Source organism: Arthrobacter sp. 8AJ, from assembly GCF_902506025.1.
In the GTDB taxonomy this organism is placed as follows: Bacteria; Actinomycetota; Actinomycetes; order Actinomycetales; family Micrococcaceae; genus Arthrobacter.
In genome coordinates, this window is record NZ_LR733289.1 from 3,770,148 (window position 1) to 3,791,463 (window position 21,316).

A 21,316-nucleotide genomic window follows, 5' to 3' on the forward strand; every position below is an offset into this window, starting at 1 on the left:
GGGTTGCGGGCAGGGCAAGAAGTTGTCCGGCGCGTGTGGGAGGCCGTGGTGCGCGCAGGAATACGGGCGCGGGGGCCTGAGGTGGTACCGGGAACTATATCCCAAAGCCCGCAGCAGGGCCGTTGTGGGGATTCGGAAACGTGAACGCAATGAACACAACTTTCTCTGCGTACACAAGAGTGATCGCCGTCACTGCCGCCCCTAGCATCGGAACCACAAGGCACCGGAGCCACCAGGCAGCCGGTGCTGGCCAGATTTGTTTTTGAGAGAAGAGGAACACATGCGCCAGATCCGCGCATTGCGCGTTGCCGCCGTTGCTGCCGGCATCGCCCTGATGGCCACCGGGTGCGGTGCCACCAGCAAGAGCTCCACGGGCTCGGAAAGCTCCGGCGCTGCCGCCGGACCCATCACCGGCCTGCAGATCATGGTCCCGAACACGCCCGGCGGCGGCTACGACACCACCGCCCGCGCCGCTGCCAAGGTCCTCGATGACGAGAAGATCTCCACCAACACCGAGGTCTTCAACCTGGCCGGTGCCGGCGGCACCGTGGGCCTGGCCCGGATAGTCAACGAAAAGGGCAACGGCGACCTTGCCATGCTCATGGGCCTGGGCGTTGTGGGTGCCAGCTACACCAACAAGTCCGAGTCCAAGCTGACGGACACCACCCCGCTGGCCCGCCTCATCGAAGAGCCCGGCGCCATCATGGTCAGCAAGGATTCGCCTTACAAGACCATCGATGACCTGGTAAAGGCCTGGAAGGCCGATCCCGGCTCCATCGCCGTAGGCGGCGGCTCCTCCCCCGGCGGTCCGGACCACCTGCTGCCCATGCAGCTTGCAGGTGCCGTGGGCATCGACGCCACCAAGGTCAACTTCGTCTCCTACGACGGCGGCGGCGACCTTCTTCCCGCGATCCTGGGCAACAAGCTCGGCTTTGCCGCCTCCGGCGCCGGCGAATACCTGAAGCAGATCGAATCCGGCGAGGTCCGGGTCCTGGCCACCAGTGGCGAGAAGCGCCTGGACGGCGTGGACGCACCCACGCTCAAGGAATCCAACATCGACCTGGTGTTCACCAACTGGCGTGGCGTGGTGGCCCCTCCGGGAATCAGCGACAAGGACAAGGCGGCACTGATCGCAGCCCTGGAGAAGATGCACGGCACTGAGGGCTGGAAGGAAGCACTGAAGACCCACAGCTGGACCGATGCCTTCATCACCGGCGACCAGTTCAAGACCTTCCTCACCGAGCAGGACAAGCGGGTGGCGGACGTCCTCACCAAGCTTGGGTTGGCGTGACATCCCTGACCACAGGTCTCAAAGGCCGCTCCGAGCTGGGAGTTGCACTCCTGCTCGGGGCGGCCGGCGTCCTGGTCTTCCTTGACGCCAACGGCCTGGTAACCCCGTATTCGAAGTCTGATCCGGTTGGGCCCAAAACCGTCCCGTTCATAGTCGCCGGGATGCTGGTGGTCTGCGCAATCCTGCTGGCCATCAACGTCCTGCGCGGCGGCAAGGGTGAGGCCGAGGGCGGCGAGGACGTCGACCTGGCGCACCCCGCCGACTGGAAGACCGTCCTGCCGCTGGCGGGTGCCTTCATCCTGAACATCCTGCTCATCGACTGGGCGGGCTGGGTGATCTCCGGAACGGTCCTGTTCTGGGGCAGCGTCCTGGCCCTGGGCAGCCGCCACTTTGTCCGGGACGGGTTGATCTCCGTGGCCCTGTCCCTGTTGACCTTCTACGGCTTCTACCTCGGCCTGGGCATCGCACTGCCGGCCGGCCTCCTGGAAGGAATCCTCTAAATGGACGTCTGGTCCTCCCTGATGGACGGTTTCGCCACCGCCCTCACCCCCATGAATTTCCTGTACGCCGTGATCGGCGTCATCCTGGGCACCGCCGTCGGCGTCCTCCCCGGCCTGGGCCCGGCCATGACCGTCGCCCTGCTGCTTCCCGTCACCTACGCGCTGGAACCCACCAGCGCCTTCATCATGTTCGCCGGCATCTACTACGGCGGCATGTACGGCGGCTCCACCACCTCGATCCTGCTCAACACCCCAGGTGAATCGTCCTCGGTGGTCACCGCCATCGAAGGCAACAAGATGGCCAAGGCGGGCCGGGCGGCGCAGGCGCTTGCGACGGCGGCCATCGGCTCGTTCGTTGCCGGCACCATTGGCACGGCACTGCTGGCCGTCTGCGCACCGATCGTGGTGAAGTTCGCCGTCAGCCTGGGCGCACCCAGCTACTTCGCCATCATGGTGCTGGCACTGCTGGCCGTCACGGCCGTGCTCGGCTCGTCCCGGCTGCGCGGTTTCGCCTCCCTGGGCCTCGGCCTGGCCATCGGCCTGGTGGGAATGGATTCCGTCACCGGCCAGCGCCGCCTGACGTTCGGCCAGCCGCTCCTGGCGGACGGCCTGGACATCGTGGTGGTGGCCGTTGCCATCTTCGCCGTGGGCGAGGCACTCTGGGTGGCGGCACACCTGCGCCGCACTCCCCTGCACGCCATCCCGGTGGGCCAGCCCTGGATGGGCAAGTCCGACTGGAAGCGGTCCTGGAAGCCGTGGCTGCGCGGTACCGCCTTCGGCTTCCCGTTCGGTGCCCTGCCGGCCGGTGGCGCAGAGATCCCCACGTTCCTGTCCTACGTGACCGAAAAGCGCCTCAGCAAGCACCCGGAAGAGTTCGGCAAGGGTGCCATCGAAGGCGTGGCCGGTCCGGAAGCAGCCAACAACGCTGCGGCCGCCGGTACCCTGACCCCCATGCTGGCGCTGGGCCTGCCCACGAATGCCACCGCAGCCGTGATGCTCGCCGCTTTCACCAGCTACGGGATCCAGCCGGGTCCGCAGCTCTTCGAAAGCCAGGGGCCCCTGGTGTGGGCCCTGATCGCCAGCCTGTTCATCGGCAACCTGCTGCTCCTGATCATCAACCTGCCGCTGGCACCGCTGTGGGCCAAGCTGCTGCAGTTGCCCCGACCGTACCTGTACGCCGGCATCCTGTTCTTCGCCACCCTGGGCGCCTACTCGGTGAACCTGCAGGCGTTCGACCTGGTGATCCTGCTGATCCTGGGCGCACTCGGGTTCATGATGCGGCGCTTCGGCCTTCCCGTACTGCCGCTGATCCTCGGCGTGATCCTGGGTCCGCGGATCGAAGGGCAGCTCCGCAAGACCCTGCAGCTGAGCGCGGGGGACCCGGCAGGGCTCCTGGGTGAGCCGATCGCCGTCGGCATCTATGTCATCATTGCCCTCATCCTGGCGTGGCCCTTTGCCTACAAGCTGATCCGCCGCAACCGTCCGGAGCGCAAACCGCTGGTTCCCGCCAATTCCGGCGCTGCGGACTACAGTGACTGAACCGGCCAGGATCTGACCCGACCAGTAACTGAACAGCGCCCCATCCACTCCGCAGAACAGGAGCAACCATGACCGTTGTTGTGGGATACGTCCCGACCCCCGAGGGCGAAGCTGCCCTCACCCAGGCCATCGCCGAAGCGCGGAAGAGCAACACCACCCTGGTGCTGATCAACTCCTCCAAGGGCGAGGCAACCGTGGACAACCGTTTCGCCCAGGAAGGCGACATCCACGACATTGAGCAGCGGCTGGCCAGCCAGGGCATCCAGTACCTGGTCAAGCGGCCCGTCCGCGGCCATGACGCCGCCGCCGAGGTGCTGGACGCCGCCGAGGAGCACAAAGCCGACCTGATCGTGATCGGCCTGCGCCGCCGCACCCCGGTGGGCAAGCTGATCATGGGCAGCACGTCACAGCGCATCCTGCTTGAAGCGGACTGCCCGGTCCTGGCGGTAAAAGCGGGCTAGACCGCAGTGGCCGCCGGCGTCCGGTACAGCTCCTGGCGCTGGCGGCCCAGGCCCTCCACCTCTACCTCCACCACGTCCCCGGGCTGGAGGTAGGGGAAACGGCCGCTTAAGGCCACCCCCTGCGGCGTTCCGGTGAGGATCACATCGCCCGGCTCCAGCCGCATGTACTGGCTGCAGTGGTGGACCAGGGTGGGCGCATCGAAAATCAGCTCTGCTGACGTCGAATCCTGCCGGGGCTCACCGTTCACCCAGCTGCGCAGCCGCAGGTTGCCGCCGTCGGTCTCCCCTGCAGGGACCAGCCACGGACCCAGGGGCGTTGACCCGGGAAGGGACTTTCCCTTGGTCCACTGGCCGGCGGCTCCGGGCAGCTGGTACTCCCGTTCGGAAAAGTCATTGGCGGTGACGTAGCCGGCAATGCAGGCGGCGGCCTCCTCGGTGGAACCGAGGTAGCTGGCTTCCTTGCCGATCACGATGCCCAGCTCCACCTCCCAGTCGTATTGCGTGGAGCGGGGTGGAAGCGGGGCGGGGTCGAACGGGCCGGTGACCGTGTTGCTGGGCTTGAGGAAGACCACGGGAATGGTGGGCGGCTCCGCCCCCGATTCCGCGGCGTGGGCGGCGTAGTTCATCCCGATGCCCACCACGCAGCCAGGCCGGGCCACGGGGGAACCAACGCGGAGCGCGGCGGCACCTTCCAGGACCGGCAGCTCCCCCGCCTCCAGCGCTTTCCGGATTTTGTCCAGGCCGCCGGCGGCAAGGAACGCGCCGTTCACGTCATCGGTGATGGGCAGCAGGCTGAAATACCGGTCAACACCGTCCGTGGAGGGGACCACGACGGCAGGCTGCTCGCTGCCACTTTCGCCCAGGCGCATGATTTTCATACCGAATTCTCCTCAAGCTGTTCCGACAGGTTTCAGGCCCTCTGGGCACCCGCTTCCATGCTCCCGGATTTTGCTGAGCGGCCGGGAACGGAACGCTTTGTGACCGCATCCCAGGGGCTTCCAAAGGACAGTCATCTGACATATAACGGAAGCAGTCGGTAGAATGATGGAGCCATCCTGGCACGAAACACAGAAAGTTCAGTACATGACTACAGCCACCCTGGAGCGCGTCCCCGCCGCCCAGACCCCCGAAGGGCCCGCCCCGCGGTCCATCAGCCTGGAGTTCTCCAGCGCCAGCGAGGTCCACGCCGGACTGGAAGAGGCGGTGGCCGAACTGATTGAGGTTGCAGCACAGGAAGCCGCCTGCGGCATCCTGGTTACCAGGCTGCACCCGGGAAGCTACACCGTAGCCCTGGACGAATCGGTACCGTTTGGCGAAACGTACGAATCCATCGCCGCCTGACCAAAACCACAAAAAAGTCCCCGCACACCGTTAAGGCGTGCGGGGACTTTTTAGTGCCGGCGCTGCCGGTGGGCTGCTAGCCGCGGCGGACCTGCACGCCGTCGGACTTCAGGAAAAGCTCCTTCTCCGCCGGACCTGACGGGCCCGCCGGCACCAGCCAGAGGACGTTGCCGCTCTGCGACACCTCTTCCACCTCCCCGGCTGCCACTACATGTGCATGCTTGATGATCTCGACGCGGTCCCCGGCCTGGAGTGACTTCCAGTTGGACACCGCGGCGGAATGGGCATTGCGCCGCGACAGGACTGCCCCACGTGCTTTCATGTGAACTTCTACCCCTTTGTATCGTTCTGCCGCCACAGCCTCTTTGATGTGACTTTCACTACACCTTCAGTTCTACTACACTCCCGGCGCCAGGGAGGGCCGTGGCGCCGGATATTCCGCACTTCGGACGGAAGCGCAGCAGGCCCTGAAGATCCTTCGGTGTCAGGCGAGCGGCCCGACGGCGGATTCGGCTGCCCGGAGCACGGCACCTGAGGCGACCAGCCGGTCAGCCGCTTCCAGTTCCGGGGACAGGAAACGGTCCGTTCCGGGACCTTCCACCACGCCGCGGAGCGCTGCCACCACTGCGGTGCCCGCAGGTCCGGGAGTGAGGACGCCGCCCGAGAGCTGCGTGCGGATGTCCAGTGCCCGGGCGGAGGTCACCAGTTCGATGGCCAGGACGCGGCGGAGGTTCTCCACGGCTTTGCGCAGCTTCCGCGCCGCGTGCCAGCCCATGGACACGTGGTCCTCCTGCATGGCGGAGCTCGGAATGGAGTCCACGGACGCCGGAACGGCCAGCCGCTTGTTGTCCGAGACCAGGCCGGCCTGGGTGTACTGGGCGATCATCAGGCCGGAGTCCACCCCAGGGTCGGCAGCGAGGAAGGCCGGGAGGCCGTGCGAACGGGCAGGGTCAAGCATGCGGTCCGTGCGGCGTTCGGCGATGGAGCTGAGGTCGGCGACGGCGATGGCCAGGTAGTCCAGGACGTACGCCACGGGTGCTCCATGGAAGTTGCCGTTGGAGCTGACGCGGCCGTCGGGAAGCACCACGGGGTTGTCGATGGCTGCCGCCAGTTCCCGGGTAGCCACCAGTTCGGCATGGTCCACCGTGTCGCGGACGGCGCCGGCCACCTGCGGGGCGCAGCGCAGCGAGTAGGCGTCCTGGACCCGCGAGTCGCCCACCTTGTGGGAGGCCACAATGGGCGAATCCGAGAGCACGCGCAGCATGTTGTCCGCGCTGGCCGCCTGGCCCGGGTGCGGCCGCAGTGCGGCGTGCAGCTCGGGCAGGAACACCTGGTCGGTGCCCAGCAGCGCCTCGACGCTCAGCGCGGCGGTGATGTCCGCCGTCGCCAGCAGCTGGCGCAGGTCCGCGATGGCCATGAGGAGCATGCCCAGCATGCCCTCGGTGCCGTTCACCAGCGCAAGCCCTTCCTTTTCCGCGAGGGTGACGGGCTCGATGCCGTGCTCTGCGAGCAGCTCGGCGACGGGCCGCTCGCCCCGCCCGCCGTACGTGACGCCGTCGGGCCCTTCCGCTTCCCCCTCGCCCATCAGGACCAGGGCGCAGTGCGACAGCGGCGCGAGGTCGCCGGAGCAGCCCAGCGAGCCGAACTCGCGGACCACCGGGGTGATGCCCGCGTTGAGGACATCCACCATGGTCTGCAGGACCACCGGACGGACGCCCGTGCGGCCCGACGCCAGGGTCTTGGCGCGCAGGAACATGATGCCGCGGACCACTTCCCGCTCAACTGCCGGACCCATGCCTGCCGCGTGGCTGCGGATCAGCGATTTCTGCAGCTGGGTGCGCAGCTCGTTGGGGATGTGGCGGTTGGCCAGGGCGCCGAAGCCGGTGGAGATGCCGTAGGCAGGGGTGTCGCTGGAGGCCAGGCTGTCGATGTGGGCGCGGACTTTCGCCACCGTTTCGAGGGCTTCCGGGGCGATGGTGACCTCTGCGTCGTGGCGCGCGACGGCGAGAACATCCTGGGGCGTGACGCCGACGGACCCGAGGGTGACAGTGAGCGGTTCGTGGGTAATCGTGGTCAATTTAAGTTCCTTGTGTTGTTTCATCGACTGCTCCGTAGGGGCCCTTTTGAGGGGTCATAACGGCACCTACGGAGCAATCGATGTGGAATTGGGGCTCGGTTAGCGGGATTCCTGCATGGGGATGCGGACACCGCGTTCCTTGGCGACGCCGAGGGCCCGCTCGTAGCCGGCGTCGGCGTGGCGGATGACGCCCATGCCGGGGTCGTTGGTGAGGAGGCGTTCGAGCTTTTCGGCGGCGAGGTCGGTGCCGTCGGCGACGGAGACCTGGCCTGCGTGGATGGAGCGGCCGATGCCCACGCCGCCGCCGTGGTGCAGGGAGACCCAGGTGGCGCCGGAGGCCGTGTTCAGGAGGGCGTTCAGCATGGGCCAGTCGGCGATGGCGTCCGAGCCGTCAGCCATGGCCTCGGTTTCGCGGTACGGGGAGGCGACGGAACCGGAGTCCAGGTGGTCGCGGCCGATGACGATGGGGGCCTTGACCTTGCCTTCCTTGACCAGCTGGTTGAACAGCAGGCCGGCCTTGGCGCGTTCGCCGTAGCCCAGCCAGCAGATGCGGGCCGGCAGGCCTTCGAATTCCACCCGTTCCTGGGCTGCGTCGATCCAGCGGTGCAGGTGCTTGTTCTCGGGGAACAGCTCCTTGATGGCCTCGTCCGTGACACGGATGTCCTCGGGGTCGCCGGAGAGGGCCACCCAGCGGAACGGGCCCAGGCCTTCGCAGAAGAGCGGCCGGATGTAGGCGGGAACGAAGCCGGGGAACTCGAAGGCTCGCTCGTAGCCGCCCTTGCGGGCCTCGTCGCGGATGGAGTTGCCGTAGTCGAAGACCTCGGCGCCGGCATCCTGGAATTCCACCATGGCCTGCACGTGGCGGGCCATGGAGGCCTGGGCTTTCTTGGTGAAGCCTTCCGGATCCGCTGCAGCCTCGCGGTGCCACTCGTCCACGGTGATGCCCTCGGGCAGGTAGGACAGCGGATCGTGTGCCGAGGTCTGGTCGGTGACGATGTCCACGGTGAGCTCGCCTGCCTTGTGGCGGCGCAGGATTTCGGGGAAGACTTCGGCGGCGTTGCCCACGTAGCCCACGGACCAGCCGCGGCGCTCTTCCTTGGCCTTGAGCACCTTGGCGATGGCGGCGTCGAGGTCGGTTTCCACCTCGTCCAGGTAGCGCTTGCCGGCGCGGCGGCGCAGGCGGGATTCGTCGACGTCGACGATCAGGCAGGCGCCCTCGTTCAGGGTGACAGCGAGCGGCTGGGCGCCGCCCATGCCGCCGCAGCCGCCGGTCAGCGTCAGGGTGCCGGCGAGGGTGCCGTTCTCGTCCCCGGTGAGCTTGCGGGCGATCGCGGCGAAGGTCTCAAACGTGCCCTGCAGGATGCCCTGGGTGCCGATGTAGATCCAGGAGCCGGCGGTCATCTGGCCGTACATCATGAGGCCCTCGGCCTCGAGCCGGCGGAATTCGGGCCAGGTGGCCCAGTCGCCGACGAGGTTGGAGTTGGCCAGCAGCACGCGGGGTGCCCATTCGTTGGTGCGGAACACGCCCACGGGCTTGCCGGACTGGACCAGGAGGGTTTCGTCCTTTTCCATGGTCTGCAGGGTGCGGGTGATGGCGTCGAAGGCGGCCCAGGAGCGGACGGCGCGGCCGGTGCCGCCGTAGACCACCAGGTCGTCGGGGCGTTCTGCCACTTCGGGGTCCAGGTTGTTCATCAGCATGCGCAGGGGCGCTTCGGTCTGCCAGGACTTGGCGGTGAGCTCGGTGCCGCGGGCTGCTTTGACCGGGCGGGCACCGGTGGTGAAATCGGCGGGTGCCATGGTGGGCTCCTTCTGGGTGGTGTGTCTGACGGAGGAAAGAAGTTCTGTATCCACTAAAGCCCCTCCAGGAAGGGCTTCACAGGGCTTTTGCATGGGTGCTGTCCGGGATGCCAGACGCGCCCGAGGCCTGCTGCCAAGGGGTTATGGTTGACAGCTTTTACTTGGTGGGGCGTCCGTGGATCCGGACAGAGAGCTCATCAGCCACCTTCTGGACCCGGGCGGCCAGCGCCGGCCATTCCTCCGGGGCCAGCTTGTCTTCCAGGAATGTGACCGCGACAGCGGCAGTGGGCCAGCCCAGGTGGTCGGTGACGGCGGCGGCGATGGAACCGAAGCCCGGGGTCACCTCGCCGTGCTCGGTGGCATACCCGCGTTGCCTGACCTGGTCCAGGTGCGAGGAAAGCGCCGAGTACTTCATGATGGCGCCCGCCACCTCGTGCCGCGCACTGAAGGCGGCGGCGTTGGGGTAGAGCGCCCGGACCTGGGACTTGGGCAGGGCGGCAAGGATGGCGCGGCCGCTGGCCGTGAGGTGGCTGGGAAGGCGGACGCCGACGTCGGTCACCAGTGACGGGCGGTTCTTGGCCCGTTCCTCGACGATGTACAGCACGTCCCGGCCATGGAGCACGGCAAGGTGGGCGCTCTCGCCGATAGCATCCACCAGGCTTGCGAGCAGGGGACGGCCCAGCCTGGACAGCGGTTCCTGCCGGGAGTAGGCGGAGCTGAGTTCGAAGGCGCTGATGCCAAGGCCGTACCGCTGCTCCTCGTGGAGATGAAGGACGAAGCCATTCGCCTCCATCACCCCCAGCAGGTGGTAGACGCTGGACCGGGGCAGGTCCAGGCTGGAGGCAATCTGCGAGGCCGCCATCGGCCCCCGCCTGGAAGCCAGCAACTTGAGGATGCGCAGGGTGTTTTCTGCGGCGGGAACCTTGGAGGACGCCTTCACCGCGGGACGGGGGGCCCGGGCTTCGGCGTTTGGTGTTGCGGAGCCCAGTGTTGTGGCGCTTAGTGCAGTGCTCATGAAGTGGAAGTGTCTTTCTGGCTAGCTCTGTCCGGTATCCCGTACTTAAGCTTGCGTCCTTCCGGGAGCCCTGGGCGACTCATTTTGAACCTTAACGTCTGAAATACCAGACAAACGCTCCCGGGACTCGGCACGCTCAGCCCGAGAGAACCTGCGCTTCCAGGTCCTCAAAGTCCAGGAACAGAGACCATTCAGGGAAAGGGTCAGCCGGCAGTTCAGTTTCGGAGGGACCGGGATCGTCGGGGACGCTTAGCTCCTCAAGCAAGCCGAGGTGTTCGGGCACGTACCCGTCCGGCCACTCCAGTGCCCCGGCTGAAGTCTCCCGTTCCGAGGCGTCGCCGAACAACGCCAGGAGCCGTTGTGGCCAGTGGGTTGGTTCGGGGTCGGGGTGTTCTGGGTTGTAGTGCCTGCCCGTTGGTGAGGTCCAGCCGGGTGGTTCATTCTTGTTGGCGGGGTCCGGTGTCCATTGGCTGTGATGTTTGAGTCGATGGTGTTTGGGGCAGAGCTGTGCCAAGTTACTGGTTCCAGTGGTGCCGCCGTGTTGCCACGCTTGTAGGTGGTCGGTTTCGTTGTCGGGGGTGCGGTTGGTGCAGCCGGGGAAGGTGCATTTGGTGTCGCGCATCCTGATCCAGCGTTTGATGGCTTCGGTGAGCCCGGGGACATATTCCATCCGCCGGTCCGCCGCACCCTTGGCGTGCCGCTTCTCGATGGAGTCCGGATGATGGCGTTCCCTCCACCCACGGACCTTGGCCCGGAACCGGGACGGGACAAGCTCACCGGGGGCGGCGCCGCGGGCGGGGTTGGGCGCGTCAGGGTCGAAGAAATGCGCCACCAGCTTCAGCGCGCCCTCCGGGGTGAGGCCTTCGGTCTCGTCCGCAACGATGCGGGCGTGCTGCCACGACATCGCGCCCGCGGCCAAGGCGTTCATGACGGGCGGCAGGGAACAGATCCGCCGTGACTGCTCCACCAAAGCGCCCGCGGCCGCGGAGCTGATGGTCAGGACACCCGCGATCTCCTCCACCACCGACATGTCAGCATAAGTGCGGTCCTGGATCGAGGCGTCCGGCGGCGTCATCGTCTGCTGGAACTCCACTGCCTCAGCAGCGGTCTCCGCTTTCACCGCAGCCAGTTGCGCCTCCAGCCGAGCCATAAGCTCCAGCCGTTCCAGCCGGATCCCATACCGCCGCTGCAAAACATCCGTACCCGCACCAATATCCACACCGGCACCACCATGAGCCCCGGAAGCCAGGAAATCGTCCTCTTTCTCCAGCGCATCAAGGGCAGCAACAGAGGCGCGGACACCCTCCAACACCGCCCCAAGACCACCGCTGATTCCCATAACCACATCATCCATCGACCCACTGACATTCACGCCGGGGGCTGCCGGCCGCCAGGCCCTCTGCAGCGGATGGTGCCTCAGCGCGTCAATCCGCGTGCCGCCGTCGAACGCATCTCACTGCCCACAGTCTGGAACCGAAGACACCAAGCCTCCGTGAGCCTCATCACGAACGGGCCGGAAATGGTCTGCTGGTTAGCGGCTCCCCTCCCAAAGACGAGAAGGTAACTCTATGCAACCCACCCCAACCCGGACCCAAAGTCCGGTGGAAACGCACAAACCGGCAGCCGTCGTCGGACTTGTCCTCAACAGGGGCCTCAATGTACGGCACATCCGCTTCATGGCCCTGGGCTCGGCCATCGGCACGGGCCTCTTCTACGGCTCCGCCTCGGCGATTCAAAAGGCAGGGCCGGCCGTCCTGCTGGCCTACATCATCGGCGGCGCCGCGGTGTTCATGGTGATGCGGGCCCTGGGCGAGATGGCGGTGCGGCACCCGGTGTCGGGCTCCTTCAGCCAGTATGCGAGCCGTTATCTTGGCCCCCTGTCCGGCTTCGTGACCGGCTGGACGTATGTGTTCGAGATGGCGATCGTCGCCATCGCCGACGTCACAGCGTTCAGCATCTATATGGGGTTCTGGTTCCCGCAGGTAGACCGCTGGATCTGGATCCTGGCCGTCATCTGCTTCCTGGCAGCCTTGAACCTGCTCAGCGTCAAGGTCTTCGGCGAACTGGAGTTCTGGTTCTCGCTGATCAAGGTGGCGGCCATTATTGCCATGATCGCCGGCGGCGCCGCCATCATCGTGTTCGGCTTCCAGGCCGCGGACTCCACCGTGGCGCCGGGCCTGGGCAACCTCGTTGAGCATGGCGGCCTGTTCCCGAACGGCTTCGAGGGCCTGCTGGCATCCTTCGCCGTGGTGATGTTCGCCTTCGGCGGGATCGAGACGCTGGGCATCACCGCCGGCGAGGCAGCAGATCCCAAGAAGGTCATCCCCAAGGCGGTTAACACGGTGCCGGTGCGGGTGCTGCTGTTCTACGTCCTGACCCTGGGAGTCCTGATGAGTCTCTTCCCGTGGGACCAGGTGGGCACCAGCGGCAGCCCGTTCGTCCAGATCTTCAGCAGCCTGGGCATCCCAGCCGCACCGCACATCCTCAACGCGGTGGTCATCACCGCGGCGCTGTCGGCCATCAACAGCGACATCTTCGGTGCCGGGCGCATCCTCTTTGGACTCTCCAACCAGGGCCACGCGCCCGCAGCCTTCGGGAAGGTCTCGCGGCACGGCGTCCCCTGGATGACCGTGGTCATGATGGCCGGGATCCTGCTGGTGGGCGTGGTCCTCAACGCCGTCATCCCGGAGGATGTGTTCCTCGTTATTGCGTCCATCGCCACCTTCGCCACCGTCTGGGTGTGGGTGATGATCCTGGCGTCCCACGTGGCCATGAAGCGGGAAATCGCGCGGAAGGGTCTGCCGGCGTCGGAATTCCCGTCCCCATGGTGGCCTGCCGCTTCTGTCCTCACCATCGCGTTCATGGCTCTGATGATCGCCGTACTGGGTGCCTTCGAGGACACCCGGATCGCACTGTACGTGGGCGCCGTGTGGCTGGGGCTGCTGGTCCTGGCGTACCGGCTGTGGATCAAGGGTGACGGACGACGGCGGGCCCACCTTGAGGACGAGACCTCGCCACTGCCGGTGGTCGGCAGGGACGGCGGGATGGAGGCTGCCGCCTGGAGCAGCCGGGGCTAGGAAAAGATGCCGATAGCCGCCGTTCGGGAGTTCGGTGCGGAGTGTTCCCCTGGGCCTACGCAGCCTTGGGGAACACTCCTGCGCCGGCGAGCCCCGAGCGCGGCGGGGTCTCCACTTTGGCGCAGATCCAGCGGCCCAGCTCGGTGGCAGCCAGCGGATCAATCGAGGTGGAAAACCCTGCCCGCTCCAGCATCCATGCCAGGTCCTCCGTGGAAACATTGCCGGCCGCGCCGGGGGCAAAGGGGCAACCGCCCAGGCCTCCCACGGCACTGTCGAAGACCTTGACCCCGGCCGCCATGGCGGCATAGGTATTCGCCAACGCAGTGTGGCGCGTCTCGTGCAGGTGGGCCCGCAGCGGCACATCCGTTTCAGACGCCAGGGCGGCAAAGACCCCGTTGACCTGCCAGGGGACGGCGCAGCCGATGGTGTCCGCCAAGGCAACCTCGGCCAGCTGGCCTCGTTGCAGTGCGCTGCGGACGACCGAAAGAGCTTGTTCCCCGGGCACGTCGCCCTGGTACGGGCAGCCAAAGGCGACGGCGGCCGTGACCGTGACAGGGATGCCGGCAGAGGCAGCGATTCCGGATACTTCCTCCAGGGCATCAAGGGCGGCGGCGACCGTCGCGTTCTGGTTGGCCGCTGCAAAGGCATCGGTCACCGGCAGGACATAGTTGATCTCGTCCGCCCCCGCATCCACCGCCCGGTAGGCGCCCCGGGTGTTCAGCACCAGGCCGATGTAGCTGGCACCGGCGTCCCGCGGCACCCCCGCCATGACGGCATCGGCATCGGCCATTTGCGGAACCTTTTTGGGGTTTACGAAGCTCACCGCCTCAATCCGCCTGGCGCCCAGGGCAATCAGATCGTTGATAAGGCGCAGCTTGTCCTGGGTGCTGACCGGAACTTTTTCATTCTGCAGCCCGTCCCGGGGACTGACGTCCACGATTGAGACTGCCCCTCCGGGAGTACCGGTTCCCGCGATTCCATTCATCAGATGGCACCTTCATCCTTGGCATGCTGCAGTTCTTCGACATTCATGTTGAGCAGACCCCCATAGACGTCGCTGTTGTGGGAGCCGGGCGCCAGCGGCCCGTTCCATGCAATGCCGCCGCTGGTCCGGGACAGCTTGGGGATGACGCCCGGCTGGACCACAGTTCCCAACTGTTCGTCGGCAACTTCCACCAGCATCCCGCGCGCCCGAAGCTGGGGGTCTTCGAAGATGTCCTCGATGGTACTCACAGTGCTGTTGGGAACAGCGTGCCGGTCAAGGCACGCCACCAGTTCCGTGTGGTCGAAGCCTGCGGCCCATTCGGCAATCAGTTGCTCCAACGCCTCCTGGTTGACACCCCGGGAAGCGTGGTTGCTGTAGAGGGGGTCGGAGGCCAGCTCCGGGCTGCCCATTGCGGCAGCCAGCCGCACGAACACCGAGTCCTGGTTGGCAGCGATCACCACCCATTTTCCGTCGCTGGAGCGGAAGATATTCGACGGCGCTATCCCCTTCAGCCCGGAACCGCTGGGGCCCGGCACAACGCCCGCAGCCGCGTAATCGGGCACGGCACTTTCCAAAAGGGAGAAGCAAGCCTCCACGAGGGACACGTCCACAACCTGCCCCGTCCCTCCCTTGGCATCCCGCCAGTACAAGGCCAGCAGGATTCCCTGCAGCGCGTAGAGCGACGCCAGGCTGTCCCCCAGCGAGATGCCCGTCCGTGGGGGTGCCTGGTCCGGATAACCATTGAGGTGGCGCAGGCCGCCGCGGGCCTCGGCCACGGAAGCGTAGCCGGGCTTGTTCGCATCCGGTCCGGTCTGGCCATAGCCGGAGACCCTGGCGATGACCAGGCCCGGGTTGCTTTGCCACAGCACCTCGGGGGCAAGCCCGAGTTTCTCGAGAGTTCCAGGGCGGAAATTCTCCAGGATGACGTCGGCTTCCCTGCAGAGTTCCAGGAACAGCTCACGCCCGCGGGGAGACTTGAGGTCCAGCGTCACGCATTTCTTCCCCCTGGACTGGACCGACCACCACAGCGTGTGGCCGTCGATCGCGGCCCGCCCCCATTCACGCATGGGATCGGGACGGTCGGGAGATTCGATCTTGATGACCTCCGCACCGAAGTCTGCGAGCTGCCGTCCTGCAAACGGGCCCGCGATCAATGAGCCGAGCTCCAGGACCCGCACGCCGGCGAGCGGCCCGCCGGCCGTTCCCACGGCACCAAGGGCAGGGGCAGCGCCGGGGCCGGCCAACTCCCGGGCGGCAGGTGCGGAGTCTGCGTCCTGCCCGGCGCGCACGCCGCCAGCGGGCGCGGTCTGTGAAGTTTCCACCATGTTTGGGACTCCTGTTCTGCCGGCAGCCGGTGCCGGGCGGCTTGCCCGGCCTGCCGTGGATCGCAAGGCATCGTCGGCACGATAATTCATATTGTGGACCCAAATTCACAATGTGGATAGAGGGATCCGACAACCGGTCCTACTGGGGGATGGTGCCGCCGATCACCCGGGTGCCCTCCTCGGCGGCCGCCAGTACTTGTTCCACCCAGGACGCACAGACGTCAAAGGGCATCCTCAGTGCGGGACCCATCACCGTCAGGGCCCCGAAGAGTTCACCCTGCGGCCCGAAAATCGGAGCTGAGATTCCGCTTGCGCCGGACACGCGTTCACCGGTGGTGATGGCGAAACCATCTGCCCGGACTTTGGCAACCGATTCCTCCAGGCTCGCGGCATCGGTAATGGTCTGGTCGGTCAGGGACGCCAGGCCCGACCGGTACACCTCATCCGCAACTTCCGGGTTCCAGGCCAGCAGGACCCGGCCCGCCGCACCCACGTGCAGCGGCATGATTTCACCCACGCTCACCGCCCGCCGGAGCATGCGGCGGGTCTCGGCCAGGGCAATGCAGACGCGCTTCCCCTGGGATTCGCGGAAGATGCAGGCCGTCTCCCCCAGGTCGTCACGAAGCCTCCGCAGCACGGGGGTCAGCAGTTCCAGGAAATCCAGGCCCTGGGTTGCCGGCGCCGCCCAGTGGGCCATCCGCACCCCCACCCGGTAGCGGTCCCCGTGCCGGTCCAGGATCCCTTCCTGCACCATGTTCGCCACCAGGCGCTGCACCGTGGAGTGCGGCACCCCCGTACTGGAACGGATCTCAGCCAGCGACAACTCGGGCCGGACGAGGGAAAAGGCATCGAGGATGGCAGTGATCTTTCGCAGGACCAAGAGTGGCGTGGCCGACGTTTCGCTGGAGCTCATGGGGAAAGTGTATGAGCCGTGGGGGCGTTGAGTGTGACCGAAGTAACTGTTAGCATCAGGTCCACATCATGATGGAGAACCCACAATGTGGCAGGCACGTCCTGCTGATGAGTAGTACCAACGGAGTCCGCACACGGGACTCCGGACGCGGACCGATGCACCACCATCGTTCCGACAGCGTGAACCAGCAGGGGGAAACAAGCGGCCGGAGTTGGCCGGGAAGAGGCAAAGATGCCAGCTGCACAGCCAGCCACGTCCGGATATGCCGTGGAGCTCACCGGGTGCACCAAACAATTTCCAACCTCCGGAGGCGAGACCTACTTCGCAGTCCGCGACATCGACCTAAGGGTTGAACCCGGCCGCTTCGTCTCGATCGTTGGCCCGACCGGATCAGGAAAGTCCACCGTCCTGAACATGGCAGCAGGCCTCCTGACACCCAGCTTCGGCGAGGTCAAGAGCTTCGGCGAACCGGTGTCGGGAGTGAACCGCCGGGCGTCCTACATGTTCCAGCAGGACGCCCTGCTGCCCTGGAAGACCGTCATCGACAACGTGAGCCTGGGCTTGACCATGGCCGGCGTTTCCAAGGCCGAGGCCCACTCGGAATCGCGGCGCTGGCTCGAAAAGGTGGGCCTTAAGAACTTTGCGGACCGCTATCCGCATCAGCTCAGCGGCGGGATGCGCAAGCGCACCGCCATCGCCCAGGCCTGGATCGTAAACCCGGACATCCTCCTCATGGACGAGCCGTTTTCCGCCCTCGACGTCCAGACCCGCCAAATCATGGAAAACGAACTCCTGCAGCTTTGGCAGGAATCCGGCAAGGCGGTGGTCTTCATTACCCACGACCTCGACGAAGCAATTGCCTTGTCCGACGAAGTGGTCATCCTGGGCGCAGGCCCCGGGAGCACCGTGGTGGGAAGCTACCAGATCGACATTCCCCGCCCCCGCGACCTGCTGGACATCCGGGATGACCCACGCTTCGTTGCCCTGCACCGGGAGATCTGGGGCCGCCTGAAAATCGAAGTCTCAAAGACCTACGAAAGCGCCATGGCGGAGGAAGGTGAGGCAGCATGACCATCCTTGGTTCACGGAGGCCGGGTTCCCGCGGGAACGGCTCACCCGGCAGCACCCATGACCGCAGCCCGGTCAGCCGCCCCGCCCGCCGGGGAGAAATGTCGCCCCTGGCCATGCGGAGCATCCAACTCCTCCTCACGGTTCTCGTCCTGGGAGCGTGGGAGGTCCTGGGCCGGGCCGGGGTGATTGACGAATTCTTCTTCCCCCTTCCCTCGGACATCTTCCAGACCGTGTGGCTCTGGGTGTCCTCAGGGTTCGTGTTCCCCCATCTCTGGGTGACCATGCAGGAAGCCATCCTCGCCTTCCTGGTCGGGGCCGCCGTCGGACTCCTCCTGGGCTTCATCCTCGCCCGCGTCCGCTTCCTTGAACGGTTGCTGGACCCCTTCCTCCAGATGTTCAACGCGCTCCCCCGCGTGGTCCTGGCTCCGATCTTCCTGCTGTGGTTCGGCCTTGGCATCTGGTCCAAGGTCGCATTCGGCTTCACCCTGGTGTTTTTCATCGTCTTCTTCAACACCCTGGAAGGCGTCAAGAGCGTGGACCGGGTCCTGGTGGACAACGCCAGGATGCTGGGGGCCAGCGAAAAGCAACTCCTGCGCCACGTCTTCATTCCGAGTGCACTGACCTGGATCTTCTCCAGCCTGCATATCAGCGTCGGCTTCGCCATTACCGGCGCAGTGGTGGGTGAGTACCTGGGCGCTTCGGGCGGCGTGGGATACGCCATCGCGCAGGCGCAGGGCGTATTCGATACCAAGGGCGTGTTCGCGGGGATGTTCATCCTCATGATCGTCGTGCTGATCATCGACCTCCTCGTCAACCGCCTGGAACGGCACCTGCTCAGGTGGCGCCCGGTCCGGTCTTCCTGACCCCGACCGGCCGACAGCTGCTTTACCGGCGCAGAAACTCAACAACCCGCCTGAAAGGGACACTCATGACACAGAAAGCAACCCGGCGCCGTGGCCGGGTCCTCCTCCGGCCGCTGACCCTGATTGCCTCGGTTGCGCTGGCGCTCTCCGCCTGTGGCGCCCCCGCGGCCGCCCCTCCCGGCCAAAGCGGATCCGCCGCTGCCGGCGGCGGAGGCGGCAAGGTGGTCATCGGCGTCGGCGGACAGACCCTCCTGACCTACCTGCCGACCACCCTGGCCCAGCAACTTGGGTACTACAAGGATGAGGGCGTGGACGTTGAGCTGCAGGACCTCCAAGGCGGCTCCAAGGCCCTGACCGCGATGATTGGCGGCAGCACCAACGTGACCAGCGGCTACTACGAGCACACGATCCAGATGCAGGCCAAGAACCAGCAGATCAAGGCGTTCGTGGACATGGGCCAGTCCTCGGGCCTTGCGCTGCTGGTGGCCCCGAAGAACGAAGGCCAGATCAAATCCATTGCCGACCTGAAGGGCAAGAACGTCGGCGTCACCGCCCCGGGCTCCTCCACGGACATGTTCGTGAAGTTCCTGCTGGCGAAGAACAACATGCAACAGACTGATGCAGCCGTGTCCGCCATCGGCGCCGGGTCTTCCGCCGTTGCCGCTGTCGAGCAGGGCCAGGTGGATGCAGCCGTCATGCTCGAACCGGACGTGTCAGTCCTCACCAAGCGCATCGGCCACAATCCCGTAGTGCTGGAGGATGTCCGCACGTCGGAGGGCCTGAAGGAAGTGTTCGCCACCGATTCCTGGCCTTCCGCCTGCCTTTACGCCAAGACCGAGTGGCTGAACCAGAACAAGGACACCGCCGCCAAGCTGGCCAAGGCCATCAAGCGGACCCTGGAGTACATCGACGGGCATTCGGGCGCCGAAATCGCGGCCAAGATGCCGGAAAGCTTCGCCGGCGGAGACAAGGACCTCTATGCCAAGGTGATCGAGGACCTCAAGAAGACCCTGAGCAAGGACGGCACATTCACCGACGACGGCGTCAAGGCAGTCCTGAAGACCCAGCAGGTAGCCAACCCGGACGTGGGAAACAAGGAGATCAAGCTGGCCGATACGTACACCAACGACCTCGTGAAGTGATGCCACGCTATGTCCTGACCGCGGGCGGCGCCTAACCAGCGAATAACGCCGCGCCCCGGCAAGCACAACAAAAAATGGGTGCCCGGCCCCTCATGGGGCCGGGCACCTTTGGCGTTCCGCCGTCCTAAGCGGCAGCAGCGGCGGCCCTGACCGCCTGGCCAAGGGACGTCGTCGGGCGCCCGATCAGCCGGCGGAGGTCGCCGGTGCTGACCAGGAGATCGCCGCGCGCAATGCCAAGGTCGGAGTCCGCAAGGATTTCAGCGAAAGCCTCCGGCACGCCCACGGATGCGAGCAGGCCTGCGTACTCCCCCGCGGGCAGGTCGTTGTAGCTGATGGACTTACCGGTCGCAGCGCTGATCTCCGATGCGAGGTCGGCCATGCTGAACGCGTCGTCGCCGCCCAGTTCGTAGACTTTGCCGGCCTGGTCGTCGGCCACCAGGACCGCGGCGGCTGCATGGGCGTAGTCGGCCCGTGAGGCACCACTGACCTTGCCGTCACCGGCGCTTCCTGCAACGGCGCCCTGCGCGAGGGTCCCGGGAAGCTGTTCGGTGTAGTTTTCCAGGTACCAGCCGTTGCGCAGCAGCACGAAAGGAACACCCGATTCACGCAGCAGGGCTTCAGTGGCCTTGTGCTCGTCGGCCAGCAACATGGCGGTGGTGTCAGCGTTGGCGATGCTGGTATAGGCAAGCAGCTCCACGCCCTCGGCCCTGGCGGCTTCGATGACGGTGCGGTGCTGGTCAACCCGCTGTCCCACTTCGCTGCCGGAGATCAGCAGCACGCGCTTGGCACCCTTCAGGGCAGCAGCGACTGAACCGGCGTCGGCATAATCCATCGCCTTCACTTGAACCCCGCGTGCAGCGAAGTCAGCGAGCTTTTCAACGGACCGGCCTGCTGCGACGATTTCTCCGGCCGGCACGCCGCGTTCCAGGAGGGCTTCAAGAACGTGGCGGCCAAGCTGGCCGGTGGCGCCTGTAACAACGATGCTCACAATGATTCCTTTCGGGATTTTTTGCTCTGTCAGTGGGCACAACCGGGCCGGCGGCAGATAACTTCCCGAAAGAGAGTACGCACTTTGAAGTAAGGTACTGACCTCCAGGTAAGCTGGGCCCATGAAAGCAGCTCCCCTGCCTCCCGCATTTGCCGACGGCGTGTTCGCGGCCGGGTGCCCCAGCCGGACCGTACTGGACCACGTCACCAGCAAATGGGGTGTCCTGATCCTGGTGGCCCTGTCCGAGGGTGAGCAGCGGTGGAGTGACTTACGACGGCGGGCCGAGGGCATCAGCGAGAAAATGCTGGCACAGACGTTGAAGACGCTGGAACGCGACGGCCTGGTCAGCAGGGACGCGCAGCCGGTCATCCCTCCACGGGTTGACTACAGCCTCACCGAGCGGGGCTACGAGTTGAGCGCGCTGCTGGTGCCGCTGGTGGCCTGGGCGTTCGACAACGCCGACGAGATCATCAACGGGACCGGGAAGGCCAAGTAGTACCGGCACCCAAACTCGAGTACCTGTTACTGGTGTGGCTGGTGTGAATAGCGCATAGCGTGGGCGTACGGTGGCGGCCGGAATGGGAGGACCATCCTCTGCTGGGAGCGTTCCGCCAACCAGCACCGTTAGCAGGCGGCGGGCTGCCGCTCGGAGGAGTTGGTCGCATGGCCAAGGACTACGTACAGGATCTTGCCGGCATGGGCCGGCCCGTCAGCCTCGGGGCTGCCCTTTCGGGGGCATGGGGCCGGACGTTGACGGTTTTCAGCCCCCGCTGCCCTTACCGGGTAGGGGACACGGTCATAGGCGACGACCCCTTCAGCGGCAGGCGCGAAGGGGTCGTCGTGTGGCAGGACCGCCGGTCAGTGGGAGTGAAGACCCCGTACGGCGTCTTCTTCTTTGACCACCGGCTGGTCAAGCCCCTGGACTGATGTA

At 66.0% G+C, this 21,316-nt stretch carries 21 protein-coding genes; 11 read left to right on the forward strand and 10 right to left on the reverse strand.

All coding sequences use genetic code 11. The annotated features are described in order from the left end of the window. The first annotated feature begins 280 nt into the window (after nt 1–280). The 4 genes from BACI349Y_RS17495 (at nt 281) to BACI349Y_RS17510 (ending at nt 3,791) form a co-directional block, all read left to right on the forward strand. Entirely contained in the window at nt 281–1,291 is a 1,011-nt protein-coding gene (locus BACI349Y_RS17495; protein ID WP_159633704.1) for a Bug family tripartite tricarboxylate transporter substrate binding protein, read from the forward strand. Then, nucleotides 1,288–1,791, forward strand: coding sequence for a tripartite tricarboxylate transporter TctB family protein (locus BACI349Y_RS17500; RefSeq protein WP_159633707.1), 504 nt, complete (start codon nt 1,288–1,290; stop codon nt 1,789–1,791). Before BACI349Y_RS17495 ends, BACI349Y_RS17500 begins: the two co-directional genes overlap by 4 nt. Continuing rightward, the gene (locus BACI349Y_RS17505; RefSeq protein ID WP_159633710.1) at nt 1,792–3,330 is read left to right on the forward strand and encodes a tripartite tricarboxylate transporter permease; all 1,539 of its coding nucleotides are present in this window, start codon (nt 1,792–1,794) and stop codon (nt 3,328–3,330) included. It abuts the gene before it with no gap. A gap of 68 nt (nt 3,331–3,398) precedes the next feature. Continuing rightward, nucleotides 3,399–3,791, forward strand: coding sequence for a universal stress protein (locus tag BACI349Y_RS17510; RefSeq protein WP_159633713.1), 393 nt, complete (start codon nt 3,399–3,401; stop codon nt 3,789–3,791). Here BACI349Y_RS17510 and BACI349Y_RS17515 read toward each other — a convergent pair. Then, nucleotides 3,788–4,669 (reverse strand): fumarylacetoacetate hydrolase family protein, encoded by an 882-nt coding sequence (locus BACI349Y_RS17515; RefSeq protein WP_159633716.1) that lies wholly within the window; start codon nt 4,667–4,669, stop codon nt 3,788–3,790. The genes BACI349Y_RS17510 and BACI349Y_RS17515 overlap by 4 nt on opposite strands. A gap of 205 nt (nt 4,670–4,874) precedes the next feature. Between BACI349Y_RS17515 and BACI349Y_RS17520 the strand changes: the two genes are divergently transcribed. Next, a complete protein-coding gene (locus tag BACI349Y_RS17520) occupies nt 4,875–5,132 on the forward strand; it encodes a hypothetical protein (protein WP_159633719.1) in 258 nt (85 codons plus the stop codon). Nucleotides 5,133–5,208: 76 nt separating this feature from the next. Here BACI349Y_RS17520 and BACI349Y_RS17525 read toward each other — a convergent pair whose 3' ends face one another. The 5 genes from BACI349Y_RS17525 to BACI349Y_RS17545 all read right to left on the reverse strand — a co-directional run bounded on the left by BACI349Y_RS17525 (nt 5,209) and on the right by BACI349Y_RS17545 (nt 11,360). Beyond that, entirely contained in the window at nt 5,209–5,454 is a 246-nt protein-coding gene (locus tag BACI349Y_RS17525) for a hypothetical protein (RefSeq protein WP_159633722.1), read from the reverse strand. A 162-nt stretch (nt 5,455–5,616) separates the two neighbouring features. Next, nucleotides 5,617–7,209, reverse strand: a complete 1,593-nt coding sequence (gene hutH, locus BACI349Y_RS17530) for a histidine ammonia-lyase (RefSeq protein ID WP_159633725.1) — start codon at nt 7,207–7,209, stop codon at nt 5,617–5,619. A 99-nt stretch (nt 7,210–7,308) separates the two neighbouring features. Next, the gene (gene hutU / locus BACI349Y_RS17535) at nt 7,309–9,006 is read right to left on the reverse strand and encodes a urocanate hydratase (RefSeq protein ID WP_159633728.1); all 1,698 of its coding nucleotides are present in this window, start codon (nt 9,004–9,006) and stop codon (nt 7,309–7,311) included. A 157-nt stretch (nt 9,007–9,163) separates the two neighbouring features. Next, nucleotides 9,164–10,021 (reverse strand): IclR family transcriptional regulator, encoded by an 858-nt coding sequence (locus tag BACI349Y_RS17540; protein ID WP_236560903.1) that lies wholly within the window; start codon nt 10,019–10,021, stop codon nt 9,164–9,166. 136 nt (nt 10,022–10,157) lie between these two features. Next, nucleotides 10,158–11,360, reverse strand: coding sequence for an HNH endonuclease signature motif containing protein (locus BACI349Y_RS17545; RefSeq protein WP_159633731.1), 1,203 nt, complete (start codon nt 11,358–11,360; stop codon nt 10,158–10,160). A 229-nt stretch (nt 11,361–11,589) separates the two neighbouring features. Here BACI349Y_RS17545 and BACI349Y_RS17550 point away from each other — a divergent pair, with 229 nt between their 5' ends. Further along, complete coding sequence (locus BACI349Y_RS17550) at nt 11,590–13,098, forward strand: amino acid permease (RefSeq protein WP_201302471.1); 1,509 nt, start codon at nt 11,590–11,592, stop codon at nt 13,096–13,098. 55 nt (nt 13,099–13,153) lie between these two features. Here the strand turns inward: BACI349Y_RS17550 and BACI349Y_RS17555 are convergent, their stop codons facing one another. The 3 genes from BACI349Y_RS17555 to BACI349Y_RS17565 all read right to left on the reverse strand — a co-directional run bounded on the left by BACI349Y_RS17555 (nt 13,154) and on the right by BACI349Y_RS17565 (nt 16,321). Beyond that, the gene (locus BACI349Y_RS17555; RefSeq protein WP_159633734.1) at nt 13,154–14,083 is read right to left on the reverse strand and encodes a hydroxymethylglutaryl-CoA lyase; all 930 of its coding nucleotides are present in this window, start codon (nt 14,081–14,083) and stop codon (nt 13,154–13,156) included. Beyond that, complete coding sequence (locus BACI349Y_RS17560; RefSeq protein WP_159633736.1) at nt 14,083–15,408, reverse strand: CaiB/BaiF CoA transferase family protein; 1,326 nt, start codon at nt 15,406–15,408, stop codon at nt 14,083–14,085. Before BACI349Y_RS17560 ends, BACI349Y_RS17555 begins: the two co-directional genes overlap by 1 nt. A 139-nt stretch (nt 15,409–15,547) precedes the next feature. Next, the gene (locus BACI349Y_RS17565) at nt 15,548–16,321 is read right to left on the reverse strand and encodes an IclR family transcriptional regulator (RefSeq protein ID WP_159633739.1); all 774 of its coding nucleotides are present in this window, start codon (nt 16,319–16,321) and stop codon (nt 15,548–15,550) included. 231 nt (nt 16,322–16,552) lie between these two features. Here BACI349Y_RS17565 and BACI349Y_RS17570 point away from each other — a divergent pair, with 231 nt between their 5' ends. The 3 genes from BACI349Y_RS17570 to BACI349Y_RS17580 all read left to right on the forward strand — a co-directional run bounded on the left by BACI349Y_RS17570 (nt 16,553) and on the right by BACI349Y_RS17580 (nt 19,397). Further along, nucleotides 16,553–17,392 carry an ABC transporter ATP-binding protein gene (locus tag BACI349Y_RS17570; protein WP_159633742.1) on the forward strand — a complete coding sequence of 280 codons (840 nt, stop codon included), beginning with the start codon at nt 16,553–16,555 and terminating at the stop codon, nt 17,390–17,392. Next, on the forward strand, nt 17,389–18,255 hold the full coding sequence (locus BACI349Y_RS17575) for an ABC transporter permease (RefSeq protein WP_201302472.1): 867 nt from the start codon (nt 17,389–17,391) through the stop codon (nt 18,253–18,255). Before BACI349Y_RS17570 ends, BACI349Y_RS17575 begins: the two co-directional genes overlap by 4 nt. A 65-nt stretch (nt 18,256–18,320) precedes the next feature. Next, nucleotides 18,321–19,397 (forward strand): ABC transporter substrate-binding protein, encoded by a 1,077-nt coding sequence (locus BACI349Y_RS17580; RefSeq protein ID WP_159633746.1) that lies wholly within the window; start codon nt 18,321–18,323, stop codon nt 19,395–19,397. 124 nt (nt 19,398–19,521) lie between these two features. On the opposite strand, the gene BACI349Y_RS17585 is transcribed toward BACI349Y_RS17580, so the two are convergent. Next, nucleotides 19,522–20,385 (reverse strand): SDR family oxidoreductase, encoded by an 864-nt coding sequence (locus BACI349Y_RS17585; RefSeq protein ID WP_159633749.1) that lies wholly within the window; start codon nt 20,383–20,385, stop codon nt 19,522–19,524. A 121-nt stretch (nt 20,386–20,506) separates the two neighbouring features. Here BACI349Y_RS17585 and BACI349Y_RS17590 point away from each other — a divergent pair, with 121 nt between their 5' ends. Continuing rightward, the gene (locus tag BACI349Y_RS17590) at nt 20,507–20,881 is read left to right on the forward strand and encodes a winged helix-turn-helix transcriptional regulator (protein WP_159633752.1); all 375 of its coding nucleotides are present in this window, start codon (nt 20,507–20,509) and stop codon (nt 20,879–20,881) included. A gap of 167 nt (nt 20,882–21,048) precedes the next feature. Beyond that, complete coding sequence (locus BACI349Y_RS17595) at nt 21,049–21,312, forward strand: hypothetical protein (protein WP_159633755.1); 264 nt, start codon at nt 21,049–21,051, stop codon at nt 21,310–21,312. Nucleotides 21,313–21,316: the final 4 nt, after the last annotated feature.